General features: G+C 67.1%; 17 protein-coding genes. 12 read left to right on the forward strand and 5 right to left on the reverse strand.

What is annotated here, in order from left to right; all coding sequences use genetic code 11:
• The first annotated feature begins 37 nt into the window (after positions 1-37).
• The 3 genes from GR168_RS04200 (at position 38) to dmpG (ending at position 2,885) form a co-directional block, all read left to right on the forward strand.
• Positions 38-826: a 2-keto-4-pentenoate hydratase gene (locus GR168_RS04200; RefSeq protein ID WP_159370110.1), complete on the forward strand. Its 789-nt coding sequence runs from the start codon at positions 38-40 to the stop codon at positions 824-826.
• A 62-nt stretch (positions 827-888) separates the two neighbouring features.
• A complete protein-coding gene (locus GR168_RS04205; protein WP_159370111.1) occupies positions 889-1,794 on the forward strand; it encodes an acetaldehyde dehydrogenase (acetylating) in 906 nt (301 codons plus the stop codon).
• The gene (gene dmpG / locus GR168_RS04210) at positions 1,791-2,885 is read left to right on the forward strand and encodes a 4-hydroxy-2-oxovalerate aldolase (RefSeq protein ID WP_159370112.1); all 1,095 of its coding nucleotides are present in this window, start codon (positions 1,791-1,793) and stop codon (positions 2,883-2,885) included. Before GR168_RS04205 ends, dmpG begins: the two co-directional genes overlap by 4 nt.
• Before the next feature lie 34 nt (positions 2,886-2,919).
• On the opposite strand, the gene GR168_RS04215 is transcribed toward dmpG, so the two are convergent.
• Entirely contained in the window at positions 2,920-3,837 is a 918-nt protein-coding gene (locus tag GR168_RS04215) for a LysR family transcriptional regulator (protein ID WP_159370113.1), read from the reverse strand.
• Positions 3,838-3,939: 102 nt separating this feature from the next.
• Here GR168_RS04215 and GR168_RS04220 point away from each other — a divergent pair, with 102 nt between their 5' ends.
• Positions 3,940-5,088: a TDT family transporter gene (locus tag GR168_RS04220; protein WP_159370114.1), complete on the forward strand. Its 1,149-nt coding sequence runs from the start codon at positions 3,940-3,942 to the stop codon at positions 5,086-5,088.
• A gap of 400 nt (positions 5,089-5,488) precedes the next feature.
• Here GR168_RS04220 and GR168_RS04225 read toward each other — a convergent pair whose 3' ends face one another.
• Positions 5,489-6,283 carry a VOC family protein gene (locus GR168_RS04225; protein ID WP_159370115.1) on the reverse strand — a complete coding sequence of 265 codons (795 nt, stop codon included), beginning with the start codon at positions 6,281-6,283 and terminating at the stop codon, positions 5,489-5,491.
• A gap of 153 nt (positions 6,284-6,436) precedes the next feature.
• On the opposite strand from GR168_RS04225, the gene GR168_RS04230 reads away from it, so the two are divergent.
• The gene (locus GR168_RS04230; protein ID WP_159370116.1) at positions 6,437-7,018 is read left to right on the forward strand and encodes a hypothetical protein; all 582 of its coding nucleotides are present in this window, start codon (positions 6,437-6,439) and stop codon (positions 7,016-7,018) included.
• On the opposite strand, the gene GR168_RS04235 is transcribed toward GR168_RS04230, so the two are convergent.
• The 3 genes from GR168_RS04235 to GR168_RS04245 all read right to left on the reverse strand — a co-directional run bounded on the left by GR168_RS04235 (position 6,993) and on the right by GR168_RS04245 (position 9,306).
• Positions 6,993-7,520: an NlpC/P60 family protein gene (locus GR168_RS04235; RefSeq protein WP_165630565.1), complete on the reverse strand. Its 528-nt coding sequence runs from the start codon at positions 7,518-7,520 to the stop codon at positions 6,993-6,995. The genes GR168_RS04230 and GR168_RS04235 overlap by 26 nt on opposite strands.
• Positions 7,521-7,643: 123 nt before the next feature.
• The gene (locus tag GR168_RS04240) at positions 7,644-8,042 is read right to left on the reverse strand and encodes a hypothetical protein (protein WP_058251170.1); all 399 of its coding nucleotides are present in this window, start codon (positions 8,040-8,042) and stop codon (positions 7,644-7,646) included.
• A 25-nt stretch (positions 8,043-8,067) separates the two neighbouring features.
• The gene (locus GR168_RS04245; RefSeq protein ID WP_159370117.1) at positions 8,068-9,306 is read right to left on the reverse strand and encodes a Rieske 2Fe-2S domain-containing protein; all 1,239 of its coding nucleotides are present in this window, start codon (positions 9,304-9,306) and stop codon (positions 8,068-8,070) included.
• A gap of 225 nt (positions 9,307-9,531) precedes the next feature.
• Between GR168_RS04245 and hsaA the strand changes: the two genes are divergently transcribed.
• The 7 genes from hsaA to GR168_RS04280 all read left to right on the forward strand — a co-directional run bounded on the left by hsaA (position 9,532) and on the right by GR168_RS04280 (position 16,389).
• Positions 9,532-10,716, forward strand: coding sequence for a 3-hydroxy-9,10-secoandrosta-1,3,5(10)-triene-9,17-dione monooxygenase oxygenase subunit (hsaA, locus tag GR168_RS04250; RefSeq protein WP_065629140.1), 1,185 nt, complete (start codon positions 9,532-9,534; stop codon positions 10,714-10,716).
• A 328-nt stretch (positions 10,717-11,044) separates the two neighbouring features.
• Positions 11,045-11,956 (forward strand): iron-dependent extradiol dioxygenase HsaC, encoded by a 912-nt coding sequence (gene hsaC / locus GR168_RS04255; RefSeq protein ID WP_058251167.1) that lies wholly within the window; start codon positions 11,045-11,047, stop codon positions 11,954-11,956.
• Positions 11,957-11,972: 16 nt separating this feature from the next.
• Complete coding sequence (gene hsaB / locus GR168_RS04260) at positions 11,973-12,572, forward strand: 3-hydroxy-9,10-secoandrosta-1,3,5(10)-triene-9,17-dione monooxygenase reductase subunit (protein WP_159371818.1); 600 nt, start codon at positions 11,973-11,975, stop codon at positions 12,570-12,572.
• A complete protein-coding gene (locus tag GR168_RS04265; protein ID WP_159370118.1) occupies positions 12,569-13,816 on the forward strand; it encodes a hypothetical protein in 1,248 nt (415 codons plus the stop codon). Before hsaB ends, GR168_RS04265 begins: the two co-directional genes overlap by 4 nt.
• Positions 13,813-14,604, forward strand: coding sequence for an SDR family oxidoreductase (locus GR168_RS04270; protein ID WP_159370119.1), 792 nt, complete (start codon positions 13,813-13,815; stop codon positions 14,602-14,604). Before GR168_RS04265 ends, GR168_RS04270 begins: the two co-directional genes overlap by 4 nt.
• Positions 14,597-15,739 (forward strand): sulfotransferase, encoded by a 1,143-nt coding sequence (locus GR168_RS04275; RefSeq protein WP_159370120.1) that lies wholly within the window; start codon positions 14,597-14,599, stop codon positions 15,737-15,739. The genes GR168_RS04270 and GR168_RS04275 overlap by 8 nt, the downstream gene beginning before the upstream one ends.
• Before the next feature lie 38 nt (positions 15,740-15,777).
• Positions 15,778-16,389 (forward strand): TMEM175 family protein, encoded by a 612-nt coding sequence (locus GR168_RS04280; protein ID WP_159370121.1) that lies wholly within the window; start codon positions 15,778-15,780, stop codon positions 16,387-16,389.
• Positions 16,390-16,403 lie beyond the last annotated feature (14 nt).

The following is a 16,403-nucleotide window of genomic DNA, read 5'->3' on the forward strand; positions in this document are numbered from 1 at the left end:
AACTAGAACACGTTCACATGCGGAAGGTGAGGGCACGATGACGGTTGAGCAGGGGATTCGCGAGCAGATCGCAGCCGATCTGGCGCGGGCGGAGGCGTCGGCGGTCGCGATCGACCGGCCCACCGACGCCCACCCCGACCTCGATGTGGTGGACGCGTACGAGATCCAGCTGATCAACATCCGCAAGCGGCTCGATGCCGGGGCGAAGGTCGCCGGCCACAAGGTCGGCCTGGCCTCCGAGGCCATGCAGAAGATGATGGGCGTCGACGAACCGGATTACGGCCATCTGCTCGACGAGATGCAGTACTTCGAGCACACCCCGATCGATGCCGAGAAGCTCTGCTTCCCGCGCGTCGAGGTCGAGATCGGCTTCATCCTGGGCGAGGACCTGCCGGGCGAGGGCTGCACCAACGAGGATGTCATCGACGCGGTGGCCTGGGTGGTGCCCTCGATCGAGTTGATCGACTCCCGGATCAAGGACTGGAAGATCACGCTCTGCGACACGATCGCCGACAACGCGTCGTCGTGTGGCTGGATTCTCGGTCAGCAACGCGTCCCGATCTCTGAGATCGACACCGGTGACATCGAGGCGACGCTGACGCGCAACGGCGAGATCGTCGCGAAGGGCAACTCGTCTGCGGTACTGGGGCATCCGCTGAATGCCGTGAGTTGGCTCGCGCGCAAGGTCGAGGGCTTCGGCGTGCGCCTGCGCAAGGGCGACGTGATCCTGCCGGGCACCGCGACGCGGGCCATCGACATCTCGTCGGGCGATCACTTCGTGGCCGACTTCGCCGGACTGGGCAGCGTCACCCTCGACTTCACCTGACACGAAGAGTCCCTCGATTCACCGAGACAACAACAGCTTTCACCAAGCAAGAGGAGGAACCCGTGGCAGCCAAGCTGACCGCAGCGATCATCGGGTCGGGCAACATCGGCACCGACCTGATGTACAAGCTGGAGCGCTCCGAGGTGATCGAGCCGCGCTGGATGGTTGGCATCGATGCCGCCTCCGAGGGTATTAAGCGCGCGGCCGATCATGGCCTCATCACGATGAGTGGTGGTGCCGACGAACTGCTGGCGTCCTCGGAACGCCCGGATCTGATCTTCGAGGCGACCTCGGCCTATGTGCACCGCGAGTACGCGCCGAAGTACGAAGAGGCGGGCATCATCGCCGTCGATCTCACCCCGGCCGCCGTCGGCCCCGCGGTGGTGCCGCCGGCCAATCTCCGCGAGCATCTCGATGCGCCGAACACCAACATGATCACGTGCGGCGGTCAGGCGACCATCCCGATGGTGCATGCGGTGAGTTCGGTTGTGCCGGTGCCGTATGCCGAGATCGTCGCGTCGGTCGCCTCGGTGTCGGCCGGGCCTGGAACCCGCGCGAACATCGACGAGTTCACCGCGACGACGTCGGCAGGTGTGGAGACGATCGGCGGCGCGCAGCGCGGCAAGGCGATCATCATCCTGAATCCGGCCGACCCGCCGATGATCATGCGCGACACCATCTTCTGTGCCATCCCCGAGGATGCGGACACCGATGCGATCGCCGAGTCGATCCACCGCCGGGAGAAGGAGATCCAGGCCTATGTGCCGGGATACCGGTTGCTGCAGGATCCCCAGTTCGACCCGCCGAGCGTCCTGAACGGCGGGCACGCCCGGGTGTCGATCTTCGTCGAGGTCGAGGGTGCGGGGGACTTCCTCCCGCCGTACGCCGGGAACCTGGACATCATGACCGCTGCCGCCACGAAGGTCGGCGAAGAGATCGCGAAAACCAAGTTGGGAGTCCCCGCATGAGCACCAATGTGGTTCTGACACCGCGCGACCCGAAGCTGATGGCGAACGCGCGCAAGTACTCTGACACCCTCGACATCCGCATCACGGACTCGTCGCTGCGTGACGGCAGCCACCACAAACGTCACCAGTTCACCGAGGACGAGGTGCGTGCGATCGTCGGCGCGCTCGACGAGGCCGGTGTGCCGGTCATCGAGGTGACCCACGGTGACGGTCTGGGCGGGTCGTCGTTCAACTACGGTTTCTCCAAAACCCCTGAGCAGCAGCTGATCAAGGCCGCCGCGGAGACGGCGAAGCGAGCCAAGATCGCCTTCCTGATGCTGCCGGGGCTGGGCACCAAGGACGACATCCGCGCGGCGCAGGACAACGGCGGTCAGATCTGCCGCATCGCGACGCATTGCACCGAGGCCGATGTCTCGATCCAGCACTTCGGGCTCGCGCGCGATCTCGGTCTGGAGACCGTCGGGTTCCTGATGATGAGCCACAGCCAGCCGCCGGAGGTCATCGCCAAGCAGGCCCGCATCATGGCCGATGCCGGGTGTCAGTGTGTGTACGTCGTCGACTCCGCCGGTGCGCTCGTCCTCGAGGACGTGACCGTTCGGGTCCAGGCCCTGGTGGCCGAACTCGGCAACGACGCGCAGGTCGGGTTCCACGGGCACGAGAACCTCGACATCGCGGTTGCCAACTCGGTCAACGCGATTCGAGCGGGTGCCCAGCAGATCGACGGCTCGATCCGGCGTTTCGGCGCGGGGGCCGGCAACACGCCCACCGAGGCCTTCGTGGGTGTGTGCGACAAGCTCGGCATCACCACGGGCGTCGATTTCATGAAGATCGCCGACGCCGCACAGGATGTCGTCCGACCGGCGATGCCGTCGGAGTGCCTCGTCGACCGCTCGGCCATGATGATGGGCTACGCCGGCTGTTACAGCTCGTTCCTCAAGCACGCCGAGGGCCACGCCGAACGCTACGGCGTCTCGGCCGCGGAGATCCTCCTCGAGGCGGGTAGCCGCAAGCTGGTCGGCGGCCAGGAGGACCAGCTCATCGACATCGCCCTCGAGCTCAAGAAGAAGCAGGACGCGAACGCCGGGGTCTGAGCAGCGATCCGCTGGGCCGCTTGCCGGTTGCCGCTCAGCTTCGGCTGATATGCGCGAGGAAGTCGCGCGCGGCGCCGGCACTCGGTTGCGGGCCCGACAACCAGACCGCGCGTAGCGGCCGGGCGAGGTCGAGGTCGGCTATCGGGACGTGGGTGAGCCGGTGACCGAGGTCGTCGGCGACCGAGAGGTCACTGAGGACCGCCGGACCGGCTCCTGCGATGACCGCCGCCCGCACCGACGCCGTCGTGGACAGTTCCAGGACGGGTGGCGCGGCCTCGCGTCCGGGGCCGAGGGTCCTGGTCAGGGCGCGCTCGAGAAACTCCCGGGTGCCCGAGCCCTCCTCGCGCGTCACCAATGGAGTGCGGGCGAGATCGGCGGCCGTGACCGGCCGCCGCAGCCTCGTCCACGGATGACCCGGCGGTACGACGAGGATCAGCTCGTCGCGCGCGACGGTCCGGCTGCGCAGACCGGTCTGGACGCGGGACCCCTCCACGAAGCCGAGTTCGACGTCGCCGGCACGGACGAGGTCGTACACGTGATCGGAGTTGGTCGCGGTGAACGACACCTTGGGAGCGGGCTGATGCTGTGCGGCGAACGAGACGAGCCAGCGGGGGAGGAGGTGCTCGGCGACGGTCAGGCTGGCGGCCAGGCGCAGCTGATCACGTCGTTCGAGGCGTAGTGCGGCCAGTCCGGCGTCGAATTCGCCGGCCAACGTCAGCAGGCGGTCGGCCCATTCGGCGACGAGCCGCCCGGACTGCGTCGGCACCGAACCGCGCGGAGTGCGAGTCAGAAGAGCGACGCCGAGTTGCGTTTCCATCGCGCGGATGCGCGCGGACACCGCCTGCTGGGTGACGCCGAGCTGGGTCGCGGCGGCGTTGAGGCTGCCCGTACCGACCACCGCCTTCAGGGTCTCCAGTGACGCGAGGTCGGGCATCCGCGGACTCAGCACCATCGCTCGAGGGTACAAGCGGCGGTGGTACCCCGGATACAAACGGCGGTTGTGCCCTGCCAACGATTCGGGTCCTACCGGCGTCGTTGGATTCGCGGGAACGTGATGGACATGACCACGACCACTGCCTCCGCCGGACTCGCAGCACCGGACCTCGGGACCGCAACAGCCCGCGCGGTGGGGCGGCGTCGCGCCTCCTACGTGCCGCCCAACTGGTTCGCCGCGGTGATGGGCACGGGGATCATCGCGATCGCCGCGCACAGCCTGCCCTGGCAGCCCACGGGTCTAGCGGAGGTGGCAACCGTTTTCTGGCTGTTGGCCTGCGCGGTGTTCGGCGTCGTGCTGGTCGCCACGGTCCGGCACTGGGTCCGCGACCCGGAGGTCGCCCGCGGTCATCACGCCCACCCCGTCGTCGCCCACTTCTACGGTGCGGTGCCGATGGCGATCATGACGGTCGGGACCAGCACGATGGTCGTCGGAGCGACGGTGATCGGCCGGGATCTGGCGCTGGGGATCGACCTCGTGTGCTGGGTCGTCGGCACGATCGGCGGGGTCGTCACCGCGGTGGTCATCCCGTATCGGCATCTCATCGTCGGCCGCTCGTCGGTCGGCGACGCGTTCGGCGGCTGGCTGATGCCCGTCGTCCCCCCGATGGTCTCGGCGTCGGCGGCCGCGGTGCTCACCCCGCAGTTGTCCGCTGGTTGGGCGTCGCATGTGGTGATGGGGATCGGTTGCGCGATGTTCGTGCTGGCCGCACTCGCCTCGCTCCCCATTCTGTGGGTGCTGGCGTCGCGGCTGCGCACCGGCGACGTCGGCGCCGCGCACATGGTCCCCACCTGGTGGATCGTCCTCGGACCGCTCGGCCAATCGGTCACCGCGGCGTGCCTGCTGGCCCACGTCGCACCCCATGTCGTCGACGCGCCCATGGCTGAGACCTTGCATTCGTTTACGGTCGGTTATGGCCTCACCGTCTGGGTGGCGGCAACCCTGTGGATCGCCGTCGCAACACGGCTCACCGCGCGGACCCTGAGGTCGGGAATGCCGTTCGCGATGACCTGGTGGGCGTTCACCTTCCCCCTCGGCACCTACGTCACGGGTTCGAGTGCGCTGGCCCTCACCGTCGGTGGGACGGTCTTCGAGGTCGTGGCCGTCGCCGGGTTCACGGTCCTCGTCCTGGCATGGAGCGGCGTGGCGGTCCGCACGATTCGCGGGGTCGTCACCGGCGAATTCCTCCGGGCACCCGGGGTGCGGTGAGGAGCCGCATCCGCAAACCCACCCCTTTTCCGTAAACCCACCACGCTCGGACCGGGTGGGTTTACGGAAAACGGGTGGGTTTGTCGGAAGGGCGGGGCTACGAGATCCCGGCAGTAGCGGGTTGCGGAGTGTGCGCGGGCGGGTGTGCCGTCTCGCCAGGTGGGGACCTCGTCGAGGTAGCTCTGCACGGAGGCGGGAGGGACGGCCGAATCGTGTGCCGACATGCGAATCCTGTTCTACGCCGACGAGTTCCACGCGATATGACGGTGAATCGTGTCTGTGGAAGTCGGACGCTACAGGGTGCCGTCGGCCATCGCGTTGCGGCGGGATGAACGTTCGACGCCGCCGATGACGTGCGCGGTAGGACTCGGTGCGCACCGAGTCCTACCGCGGCCGCACCTCACATGCCGGCGGGCGGATGTCCCAGACAGATCAGGGCGCCCATCGGATCCTTGATCGCGGCCAGCGTCCCGTACGGGGTGTCCTCGCCGGCCATGAGGATCTCCGCGCCCAGCGACTCGGCCTGCTTCACCGTGGCAGCGACATCGTCGACGGTGATGTAGACCTGCCAGAACGACGGCACCCCGGCCGGGAAGAGCTTGACCGAGTCCATGATCCCCGCGTACGACGCCTCACCGTAGAAGATCTGGCCGTAGCTGTCGGGCCCGACGGCGTCCGGGTCGCCACCGGTGCCGACCTCCTCGATGCGCGCGCCGAGCACGGTCCGGTAGAACTCGACGGACTTGGGGTAGTCCATGCTCTGACACTCGAACCAGTAGGGCGTGCCGTGCTCGCCGAACTCGGTGTACCCCTTGTGATTCTTCGGTTGCCAGAACCCGATCGCCGCCCCCGCGGTGTCGAAGGCCATCAACATCGTGCCCTCCTCGCCGATGGCCATCGGCGGCACCATGATCGAGCCCCCGGCCGACTCGACGGCCTTCACCGTGGCGTCGGCATCCTCGGTGTGGAGGTACACCGTCCAGATGTCGGGCGGCCCGGCGCCTTCCATCACCGGACTAAGACCGGCCACCCGCTTGCCGTTCTTGTGGAAGTTGCGATAACCGCCCATCTCCTCGTCGGGGGCCTCGGCCTCCCAGCCGAAGATCGCGCCGTAGAACTCCTCGGCCTTCGCGGTGTCACTGCTCATCAGGTCGAACCAGATCGGTGCCCCGGAGGGGGCTGCATACTCGGCCATTGCTGGGTCCTCTTTCTTGCTCCGCGTGAACTGGTGGACGACTGCCCGTCGACACTTCTGACTGACAGGGTCGCGCAAACTCATCGGTCGCGGACGGCGTTGCGGATAGTCCGACTCATATCCACCGACGTCGGCTCATGGCACCCTGATCGGATGACCAAGCATGCAGGGACGGTCGAACGACTCCGCGGCCTCGCGTGGCCGACGATGCTGGCGGGTGGTCTGCTGCTTGTGTTCCTGGCACAGGTGCAGTGGGGCAGTACCGATGAGGGCGTGGAGCCGTCGATCACCGGGTTGGGACGCGTCACGATCCTGGGCGCCAGCGATGACGATGTCGCGTTCTTCTTCGAGGACAACACCGGCCGCCCGGGCCTGAGCGTGGTGGTGCTCGGTGCCGTGATCGCGGTGGTCGCCGCCCTCGGCTGGTGGCGCCCACGTCTGCGCCCGTCCGCCATCGGCCTGATCGGGCTGGCGTCGGTCATCGTGCTCGTCGTCGGCATCCGCACGCTGAGCGACCCCGCCGCGCATCTGTTCTCCGACCGCGTGTCCGAGGCGCTCGACGCCGACCTCCCCGACATGCAGGCGGGTTACGGACTGATCGGGACCGTCGTGGTCGCGATCCTGCTCCTGGTCGTCGTCGGATTCTGGGTGCTGAGCACCGTGTGGCCCCGTGCGGCTGCCGGTGCGGGTGCCGCCGACCGAGTCGAGATCAACCGAACCGACGAATCGTCTTGATGTAGCCCATGTCCTTCAGCTTCGTGAATCCGATGGGGACGCCGTTGGGGCCGTAGGCGTTGAACACCCGACCGGCGCCCGCGTAGATGCCGACGTGCCCGGCGTCGCGGCCGAAGATGATGATGTCCCCCGGTGCGAGTGCACGGAACGGGATCGCGTGTCCGACCTTCGCCTGTTGCTGGCTGGTCCGGGGGAGCTGGACGCCGGTCGTGTGGAACGCCCACCGCACCAGTCCGGAGCAGTCCCACGAATGCGGGCCGACGCCGGCCCACTTGTACGGCTTGCCGATCTGGGTGATCGCCGCCCCGAGCGCGTTGAGGCCGACGGTGGTCGGGATCGGCAGATAGATCGGGACCGACCCGGAGGAGTCCGACGATCCCGCGGCCGCGGCTCGACCGGTGTCGAGGAGCGGGGAGCCGGCAAGGGGAACACCGACCGACAGCGCGGCGGTGAGTGCGATGGTGCAGGTCACGCGCGTGGCACGCGTCATCGAAACGGACATGACGACAGCCTGGCCGAGGCGGGACGGCGTGTCGTCGGTCGTTCCCCAGGTGTGACGAACGTGTGACCGGTGTGATGCCTGGGACTTGTGTTATCTAATGGTGCTGAGGTTTCGGTTAACCGATCACCAATAGCCGTCGGGATCGGTGGCGGGCGACTCGGCCGGGATGATGCCCTCGCTGACCCCGTGGTCGATGCTCGCCGACAGCCGGGCGCACGTCGGCATCATCGCTCCGGGCAGCAGCGGGCCGTTCCCGTCGTCGCCGCCGGCGCGCATCTGCTCGAGGCCGAGGCAGCGGTCCCGGGCGTCGGCGTTCCACTGCACGCTGGTGTGGAACGAACTGGTCTTCTTCACCAGCACACAGGCGTGGCATGCCCGGCACTCGATCTCGCGCATCCCGCCCTGCAGGTAGTGCTCGCGGTCGCGGCGGGTGGCCTCGTGAACCCGGGCGAGCCGGTCCGGATCGTTCTGGAAGTCGGGCGCCTTCGCCCAACGGTCGGAACCCCCGGGAGCCCCTGCCATCCGAACCCCTGCCGCCCGGGTCACGTCAGACCTCGGCCTTCTCCGTGGATTCCGACGCCGTGGATTCCGCAGCCTTCTCGGCCTCCTGGCGGCGCAGGTTCTCCTGGATCTCCTCGTTCCAGCTCTCGAGGGCCTTGGAGGTGTCGATCTCGTACTCGAACCGGCCGGTCATCTCGTCGGTGACGTCGGCCTTGTCGACGTAGAACTGGTCGTACCAGCGGCGGAGCTGGTAGACCGGGCCGTCCTCCTCGACGAGGAGCGGGTTGTCGATCCGGGTCTTGTTCTTCCAGATCTCGACGTCCTGCAGGAAGCCCACCTCGACGCCGGCGCTGATCTTGGTGGCCATCTTCGACGCCTGTTCGGCGGTCAGGCCGTCCGGGACCTTGGCCATCACGCCGTACATCAGGACGAAGGAGTTCTCGTCGATCGGGTAGTGGCAGTTGGTGAGGATGGTCTCGACCGCGTAGCCGCCGTAGTACTGGATCATCGGGTTCAACATGTACGACGGGCCGTAATACGCCGCGATCGATTCGAGGCGGCTGTCGCCGTAATTGGTGCCGAGGGTGACGTCGGGCCGGCCGTGCGAATTCATGTACTGCGCGGCGATCTCACCCTCGAAGACGTTCTTGAAGTAATCCGGAAGAGCGAAATGCACGTAGTAGAAGTGCGCCATGTCGACGACGTTGTCGATGATCTCGCGACAGTTGGACCCCTCGATGACGATGCGGTTCCAGGTCCAGGGCGTCCACTCGTCGGACCCGAATTCCTCGAGTTCGGGGATGATGCACTCCTCCGGGGGCGGATTGCCCTCAGGATCGTTGTAGACGAAGATCTGGCCGTTGCGGACCATCGACGGCCACGAACGGGTCTTCGCGAGCTTCGGGTTGCGCTTGGCGTAGGGCACGCCGGCGCAGCGTCCGTTGCCCTTCCACAGCCAGCCGTGGAACGGGCACGCCACGTTGTCGCCCGAGAGCTTGCCCTGGGAGAGGTCGCCGCCCATGTGCCGGCAGAACGCGTCGAGGACGTTCACCTCGCCCTTGGTGTCGACCCAGACCACCAGCTTGGTGCCGAAGATCGTGACGGAGTGAGGCTTGCCGTCGTCGAACTCCTCGTGCAGGCCGAGGCAGTGCCAGCCGCGCGCGAACCGGGTGGGCGGTGCACCCGTGTCGATCTCCCGGATACCCACATCGGCCCCGTCGGAGGCGACGGCTGCGCTCGGCGTGCCGGGGCTGCTCGGGGTCATCGTCTCGGGTCCTGAAGACATGTGCCCTCTCCTGTCTGTGGCTGGTGTCGCGTCCAAGAACTGTACCCAATACTAGAACACGTTTCAGATTTGTCAGCCCGATCGTCGTCCCGAACGCCGATCGGGCCTGTACATGGGCATAAAGTCCCAGTCCTCGACAGAAATGAGAACGTGTTCTAATCTCGAACTCGATGGGTACAGCGGCCGGCTCGTCCGGCCGAGGAGAGACGAGTAGGAGCAGGCGAGATGCCAGCACAACGGAGCGAAGCCGCCGAGCAGGTCCTGGAGAAGATCAACGTCCTGCTCCCGGAACTCGAGCAGCGTGCGCAGTCGACCGAGGATCTGCGTCGAATCCCCGACGAGACCGTCTCGAGCCTCGAGACCGCCGGCTTCTTCCGGCTGTTGCAGCCCGAGCAGTGGGGTGGCTATCAGGTCGACCCGGTCACCTTCTACGAAGCGGTCCGCCGGATCGCGTCGGCCTGCGGGTCCACCGGCTGGGTGTCGGGCATCATCGGCGTCCACAACTGGCACCTCGCCCTCTTCGACCAGCAGGCGCAGGAAGACGTGTGGGGTTCGGACACCAATGTCCGGATCTCGTCGTCGTACGCGCCGATGGGCATGGGTGAGGTCGTCGACGGCGGCTACAAGGTCAACGGTTCGTGGGCGTGGTCGTCGGGCTGCGAGACTGCTGACTGGGTCTTTGTCGGGGGTCCGGTCATCAAGAACGGCAAGCCCGTCGACTTCGTCAGCTTCCTGATCCCGCGTGAGGACTACACGATCAAGGACGTGTGGAACGTCGTCGGTCTGCGCGGCACCGGGTCCAACACCATCGAGGTCAAGGACGTGTTCGTGCCCCGGCACCGCATGCTCAGCATGCGCACGATGTCGATGGGGCAGAGCCCAGGCCTGGAGCGCAACACCGCGCCGGTCTACAAGATGCCATGGGGCACCATTCATCCCAGCACCATCGCGACGCCGATCGTCGGCATGGCCTACGGCGCCTACCGCGCCCACGTCGAGCACCAGGGCAAGCGGGTCCGGGCCGCCTACGCGGGCGAGAAGGCCAAGGAGGATCCGTTCGCCAAGGTCCGGATCGCCGAGGCCGCCAGCGACATCGACGCCGCGTGGCGCCAGCTGTCGGGCAACCTGCAGGCCGAGTACGACCTCATCCTCGCCGGCGAGGAGGTCCCGATGGAACTGCGGCTGTCCGCTCGACGCGACCAGGTGCGTGCGACCGGACGTGCGATCGCCGCGATCGACCGGCTCTTCGAGAACTCGGGCGCCCACGCGCTCGAGAACGGGACACCGATCCAGCGCTTCTGGCGCGACGCCCACGCCGGCCGCGTGCACGCCGCGAACGACCCGGAGCGCGCCTACGTCGCATTCGGCAACGGCGAGTTCGGGATTCCCATCGGCGACACGATGGTGTGACCCTTCGTGACGCTCGCAAGCTCGCTCCTCAGGGAGCAAAGACAAAGTCTCGCAACGTGCCTCACCAGGCCCTTCGTGGCTCGTCGCTTGCGCTCCTCGCACCTCAGGGAGCAGGGAAGAGGCTCGCAAGCCCGGAGCTTGCGAAGGGCACGCCCCTCCGCTCCCTGAGGAGCCCGGAGCTTGCGAAGGGCACGCCCCTCCGCTCCCTGAGGAGCCCGGAGCTTGCGAAGGGCACGCCCGTCCGCTCCCTGAGGAGCCCGGAGCTTGCGGAGGGCGTCACGAAGGGTCCGGCCAGCACCGTCGGCAAGAGCACAAAGAGGAGTAGCAGATGAGTGACAGTCCGATTCGCTCGTTGGGGTACATGAGGATCGAGGCCACCGACATCGAGGCGTGGCGCACCTACGGCCTCAAGGTCCTCGGCATGATCGAGGGCTCTGGTCTCACCGACGGTGCCCTGTATCTCCGGATGGACGATTTCCCGGCCCGTCTGGTCATCGTGCCGTCCGAGCACGACCGGCTCGCCTGCGCGGGCTGGGAGGTCGCGAATGCCGCTGAGTTGCAGGATGTCCGGGATCGGCTGTCGCGTGCGGGTGTGGTCTTCCGCGAGGGCAAGGACGAGGAGGTCGCCGACCGTCGGGTCGCCGAGATGATCGTCTTCGACGACCCGGCGGACAACACCCTGGAGGTCTTCCACGGCGCCGCGCTGGAGCACCGGCGCGTCGTCAGCCCGTACGGGCATCGCTTCGTCACCGAGGAGCAGGGTCTGGGCCACGTGGTGCTCACCTGCTCCGACGACAAGGCAGCGCTCGAATTCTACCGGGACGTCCTGGGATTCAAGCTCCGTGACTCGATGCGCCTCCCGCCGCAGGTCGTCGGCCGCGAAGAGGGCGACGAGGTGCCGTGGCTGCGCTTCCTCGGTTGCAACCCCCGGCACCATTCGCTGGCCTTCCTGCCGATCCCGAACAGCACCGGCATCGTCCACCTGATGGTGGAGGTGGAGAACGCCGACGACGTCGGCCTGTGCCTCGACCGCGCGCTGCGCAAGAAGGTGCCGATGTCGGCGACCCTCGGCCGACACGTCAACGACCTCATGCTGTCCTTCTACATGAAGACACCCGGCGGCTTCGACATCGAATTCGGTTGTGAGGGGCGCACGGTGAAGGACGACGAGTGGATCGCCCGGGAGAGCACGGCAGTGAGTCTGTGGGGGCATGACTTCAGCGTCGGGTTCAAGGGCTGAGATGCCCTTGTCCGAGATGCCCTCCGGCGCCACGGCCCAGCAGTCCACGCGTTCGCCGTACGGGTCCGCCGACTTCGACTCCCGTCAGTTCCGAACGGCGATGGGCCAGTTCTGTACCGGGGTCACCGTCATCACGACCCTCGACGACGCGGGCAAGCCGGTCGGGTTCGCGTGCCAGTCGTTCGCCGCGTTGTCGCTCGATCCGCCGCTGGTCCTCTTCTGCCCGATGAAGACCTCCCGGAGCTGGAAGGTCATCGAGAAGACGGGCAAGTTCTGTGTGAACGTCCTGTCGAACCGCCAGCAGGACGTCAGCGCCGCCTTCGGCGCCCCCGGCGACGACAAGTTCGCGAACGTCACCTGGGACCCGTCACCGGCCGGCCTCCCCGTCATCCGGCACAGCCTGACCTGGGTCGAATGCGACGTGGAGACCGTCACCGACGGCGGCGACCATCACATCGTCATCGGCCGCGCACTGACTCTCGGAGAAGTGCTGCAGGACAAGCCGTTGCTGTTCTACCGTGGCGGCTACCTGTCGACCGAACACCCGCGGGTCACGCCCGCACAGGCAGAGTTGGAAAACTTCCTCACGTGGACGGGTGGGGACACCTGGCTATGACCGTCGACGACGCGACGAGCACCGAGACAGCGACGACCGAGACATCGTCAACCGAAACAACGAGTGACGCACCGCCGCTGGTCACTCAGCCCCTCCTGGATGCGATCGCGGAGGCCGAGACGCTGGTCGCATCGGCCGATTTCGCCGAGACCGACCAAGATCTCGCCGAAGGCTACGACTACCTCGCGGGGAGTATCGCCGCCATCGTCCAGCTGGTGCGCGCCCGGTCCATCTCCCACCCGAACTTCGTGACGTCCACCGGGCCGTCGACGAAGATGGGCCTGGACAATCCGGACACGCTCTACTATCACGCAGACGTCGAGCCCACCGGGACCTACCGGGTACGCGGGCGGCGCGGTACGACAACCGATCTCAGCTTCCAGGTCCTGCGCGGCGACTACACGGCCTCGTCGGTACCGGGCGGCGAGGATGCGTTCGACGACCGGCGGCTGACGATCGCCGACGACGGGTCGTTCGAGCTGACCTTCGGCCCACCCATCCCGGATGCGCCGGACGACTACTTCCCGCTCGGGGAAGGCGCGTCGATGCTCGCGGTGCGCGAGGTCTACTCCGACTGGTCCGAACGCAAGGGGTCGATCACCATCGAACGGGTCGACACCGTCGGGACCGCGCCGCCGGAGCCGGACCTGGCCCGGGTGTCCCGCCGGTACGCGACGGCCGGCAAGATGCTGACGGCTCGCATCAACACGTGGTTCAACTTCCCGAAGTGGTTCTACCTCGACGAGCCGGTCAACACGTTCACCGAACCGCGGCAGACCCCGGGCGGCCTCAGTACGCAGTTCTCCTCCGTCGGACACTTCCGGTTGGGGCCCGACGAGGCGATGGTGATCACCATTCCGCGGTCCGACGCCCCGTACCAGGGATTCCAGCTCGGCAGTATGTGGTACATCTCGCTGGACTACGTCAACCACCAGACCAGCCTGAACTCCGCTCAGGCGCAGGTGGATCCGGACGGCATGATCCGCATGGTGGTGTCCCACCGCGACCCGGGCGTCGCGAACTGGATCGAGACGACCGGCCGGTCGACGGGCATCCTGCAGTTCCGCTGGCAGCGCAGTGATTCGCCGATCGGCCCGGACCTGGGCCCGACCGCACAGGTCGTCGCGTTCGACGCGGTCGCCGACCATCTGCCGCACCTCGAGCACAACAGGATCGACGCCGACGGCTGGGCGGAGCGGATCGCGGCACGTCAGCGCGGGTTCGCCGAGAGGATGCTGGGATGAGCGCACAGGGGGGGCTGCTCGCCGACAAGGTCGTCGTGGTCTCGGGTGTCGGTCCGGGACTCGGGCGGTCGATCTGTCTGCGCGCCGCTGCGGAGGGGGCGCGGGTCGTCCTCGCCGCCCGCACGGAATCGCGTCTGAAAGAGGTCGCCGCCGAGATCGACGCCGCCGGCGGGACGAGTCTCGTCGTGCCGGCCGACATCACCGATGACGCCGCCGTCGACAGCCTGGTCGCCACCACCGTCGCCGAGTTCGGCCGGGCCGATGTACTGGTCAACAACGCCTTCGCCCTCCCGTCGATGAAACCGTTGTCCCGCACCGACTTCGATCAGATCGCGAGCAGCATCGACGTCACCGTGCTGGGCACGTTGCGGGTCATCCGAGCGTTCACCGACGCGCTGGCCGAGGCCGGCGGCTCGATCGTGAACATCAACTCGATGGTCATCCGTCATTCCGAACCCCGTTACGGCAGTTACAAGATCGCGAAGTCGGCGCTGCTGGCGATGTCGCAGTCGCTGGCCTCCGAACTCGGCGACAAGGGGATTCGCATCAACTCGGTCGCACCGGGTTACATCTGGGACGACCAGCTGAAGTGGTACTTCGGCGAGGTCGCCAAGAAATACGGGATCTCGCCCGACGACGTCTACGAGCAGACGGCGTCGAAGTCCGACCTCAAGCGATTGCCGGAGCCGGACGAGATCGCCGACGCCGTCGTGTTCCTCGCCTCGCCGATGGCGCGCGCCATCACCGGGCACACCCTGGACGTGAATTGCGGTGAATACCATGACTAGTGCGGCACGCACCGACGTCGGCACGATAGAGGACCTGCATTCCTCGGCCACTCGCGCCACCGGCCTCGACGACTTCGGGGACACCGACTACCTGGAGCCCCTGGGCATCCTGCTCGAGTCGTACCGGTCCGAGGCGGGACTGACCGAGATGGGCAGCAAGATGTTCCGCTTCTTCCTCAAGGGCGCGTTGGTCGCCCGGTTGCTCAGCGAGGCGTCGTGGAAGGCGAACCCGGGGTACGCCGACGTCGAGGTGACGCGGCCGATCTTCGTGACCGGCCTGCCGCGCACGGGAACGACTGCGCTGCACCGACTCCTGGCCGCCGATCCGGCGCACCAGGGCGTCGAGATGTGGCTCGCCGAGTTCCCGCAGCCCCGGCCGCCGCGCGACACCTGGTCCGACAACCCCGTCTACCAGCAGATCCAGGCCGGGTTCGAGCAACATCACGTCGAGAATCCCGAGTTCATGGGGTTGCACTACATGGACGCCGGCGAGGTCGAGGAGTGCTGGCAGCTGCTCCGCCAGAGCGTCATGTCGATCTCGTACGAATCCCTCGCGCACATCCCGACCTACTCGAGGTGGCTCGCCCAACAGGACTGGACGCCGGCGTATCTCCGACACCGCAAGAACCTGCAGCTGATCGGGCTCAACGATCCCGGCAAGCGGTGGGTGCTCAAGAACCCCAGCCATCTGTTCGCGCTCGACGCGCTCATGGCGGCGTACCCGGATGCCCTGGTGATCCAGACGCACCGGCCGCCCAGCACTCTCATCGCGTCGATGTGCAGCTTGGCCGAACACGCCACCCCGGGATGGTCGACGACGTTCACCGGCGAGCAGGTGGGCCAGGACCAGCTCGAGCTGTGGTCGCGCGGACTCCGTGAGTTCTCCACCGCACGGAAGCGGTACGACCCGGCCCAGTTCCTCGACATCGACTTCACCGATCTGCGCAACGACCCGATGGGCACCGTCGAGCGGGTGTACGCGGCGCTGGACACCCCGATGTCGGAGGATGCGCGCGCGGCGGTGACCGCGCTCGACGAGGAGAGCCGGTCGGGTGCGCGCAAACCGCAGCACCGATACCAGCTCGCCGATTACGGACTCGACGAGGCAACGGTCGAGGCGGCCTTCGCCGTCTGACCCACCGGCCGCCCGTCGGTCGTTCTACAGTGCATCGCATGGCAGAACCGGAGAACCGACAGTCGGCAGAGGGACTGAGCCGGCTCATCGCATTCGCCGACGCGGTGGTCGCGATCGCGCTGACCCTGCTGGTGCTCCCGCTCGTCGACATCGCCAACGACCTGCGCGAGGATTCGTCGGTCGCGGACGTGGTGTCCGACAACTCGATCGAACTGGTCAGCTTCATCATCAGTTTCGGCGTCATCTGGATCCTGTGGCGCCAGCACCAGCAGACGATGGAGTACTTCCGCGCCTACGACCGCACGCTGATCAACCTCCACTTCATCTGGTTACTCACGATCGTGGCGCTGCCCTTCGCGACGGCCCTCATCGACGGCGCCCACATCGAGCAGGCCAACATCCTCTACATCGGTGTGCTGGCCGTCTCGGTGGGCTCGCTCATCGCGATCGCCGAATGGGGTCGTCGGCACCGAGAACTGCTCGCCGACGACGACGCGACCGACCGATGGGTTGCCTCATCGAGCGGAGTCGCCACGTTCATCATCCTCGCGGTCGCACTGGGCGTCGCGATCGTGTTCCCGCGCAGCGGAAATCTGCCGCTGTTCCTACTGCTGCTGACCGACCCGGTCGAGCGGCTGCTCGCCCGGTAGCGGCCGCGGCGACA

Source organism: Gordonia sp. JH63, assembly GCF_009856645.1.
GTDB lineage: Bacteria > Actinomycetota > Actinomycetes > Mycobacteriales > Mycobacteriaceae > Gordonia > Gordonia hongkongensis.

Excerpts from the sequence above, each read along its gene's own strand:
- hsaB (WP_159371818.1), top strand. The coding sequence starts at position 11,973 with ATGCCCTCCGGCGCCACGGCCCAGCAGTCCACGCGTTCGCCGTACGGG.
- GR168_RS04200 (WP_159370110.1), top strand. The coding sequence starts at position 38 with ATGACGGTTGAGCAGGGGATTCGCGAGCAGATCGCAGCCGATCTGGCG.
- GR168_RS04245 (WP_159370117.1), bottom strand. The coding sequence starts at position 9,306 with ATGTCTTCAGGACCCGAGACGATGACCCCGAGCAGCCCCGGCACGCCG.
- GR168_RS04230 (WP_159370116.1), top strand. The coding sequence starts at position 6,437 with ATGACCAAGCATGCAGGGACGGTCGAACGACTCCGCGGCCTCGCGTGG.
- GR168_RS04215 (WP_159370113.1), bottom strand. The coding sequence starts at position 3,837 with ATGGTGCTGAGTCCGCGGATGCCCGACCTCGCGTCACTGGAGACCCTG.
- dmpG (WP_159370112.1), top strand. The coding sequence starts at position 1,791 with ATGAGCACCAATGTGGTTCTGACACCGCGCGACCCGAAGCTGATGGCG.
- hsaA (WP_065629140.1), top strand. The coding sequence starts at position 9,532 with ATGCCAGCACAACGGAGCGAAGCCGCCGAGCAGGTCCTGGAGAAGATC.
- GR168_RS04270 (WP_159370119.1), top strand. The coding sequence starts at position 13,813 with ATGAGCGCACAGGGGGGGCTGCTCGCCGACAAGGTCGTCGTGGTCTCG.
- GR168_RS04225 (WP_159370115.1), bottom strand. The coding sequence starts at position 6,283 with ATGGCCGAGTATGCAGCCCCCTCCGGGGCACCGATCTGGTTCGACCTG.
- hsaC (WP_058251167.1), top strand. The coding sequence starts at position 11,045 with ATGAGTGACAGTCCGATTCGCTCGTTGGGGTACATGAGGATCGAGGCC.
- GR168_RS04280 (WP_159370121.1), top strand. The coding sequence starts at position 15,778 with ATGGCAGAACCGGAGAACCGACAGTCGGCAGAGGGACTGAGCCGGCTC.
- GR168_RS04235 (WP_165630565.1), bottom strand. The coding sequence starts at position 7,520 with ATGTCCGTTTCGATGACGCGTGCCACGCGCGTGACCTGCACCATCGCA.
- GR168_RS04240 (WP_058251170.1), bottom strand. The coding sequence starts at position 8,042 with ATGGCAGGGGCTCCCGGGGGTTCCGACCGTTGGGCGAAGGCGCCCGAC.
- GR168_RS04220 (WP_159370114.1), top strand. The coding sequence starts at position 3,940 with ATGGACATGACCACGACCACTGCCTCCGCCGGACTCGCAGCACCGGAC.
- GR168_RS04265 (WP_159370118.1), top strand. The coding sequence starts at position 12,569 with ATGACCGTCGACGACGCGACGAGCACCGAGACAGCGACGACCGAGACA.
- GR168_RS04275 (WP_159370120.1), top strand. The coding sequence starts at position 14,597 with ATGACTAGTGCGGCACGCACCGACGTCGGCACGATAGAGGACCTGCAT.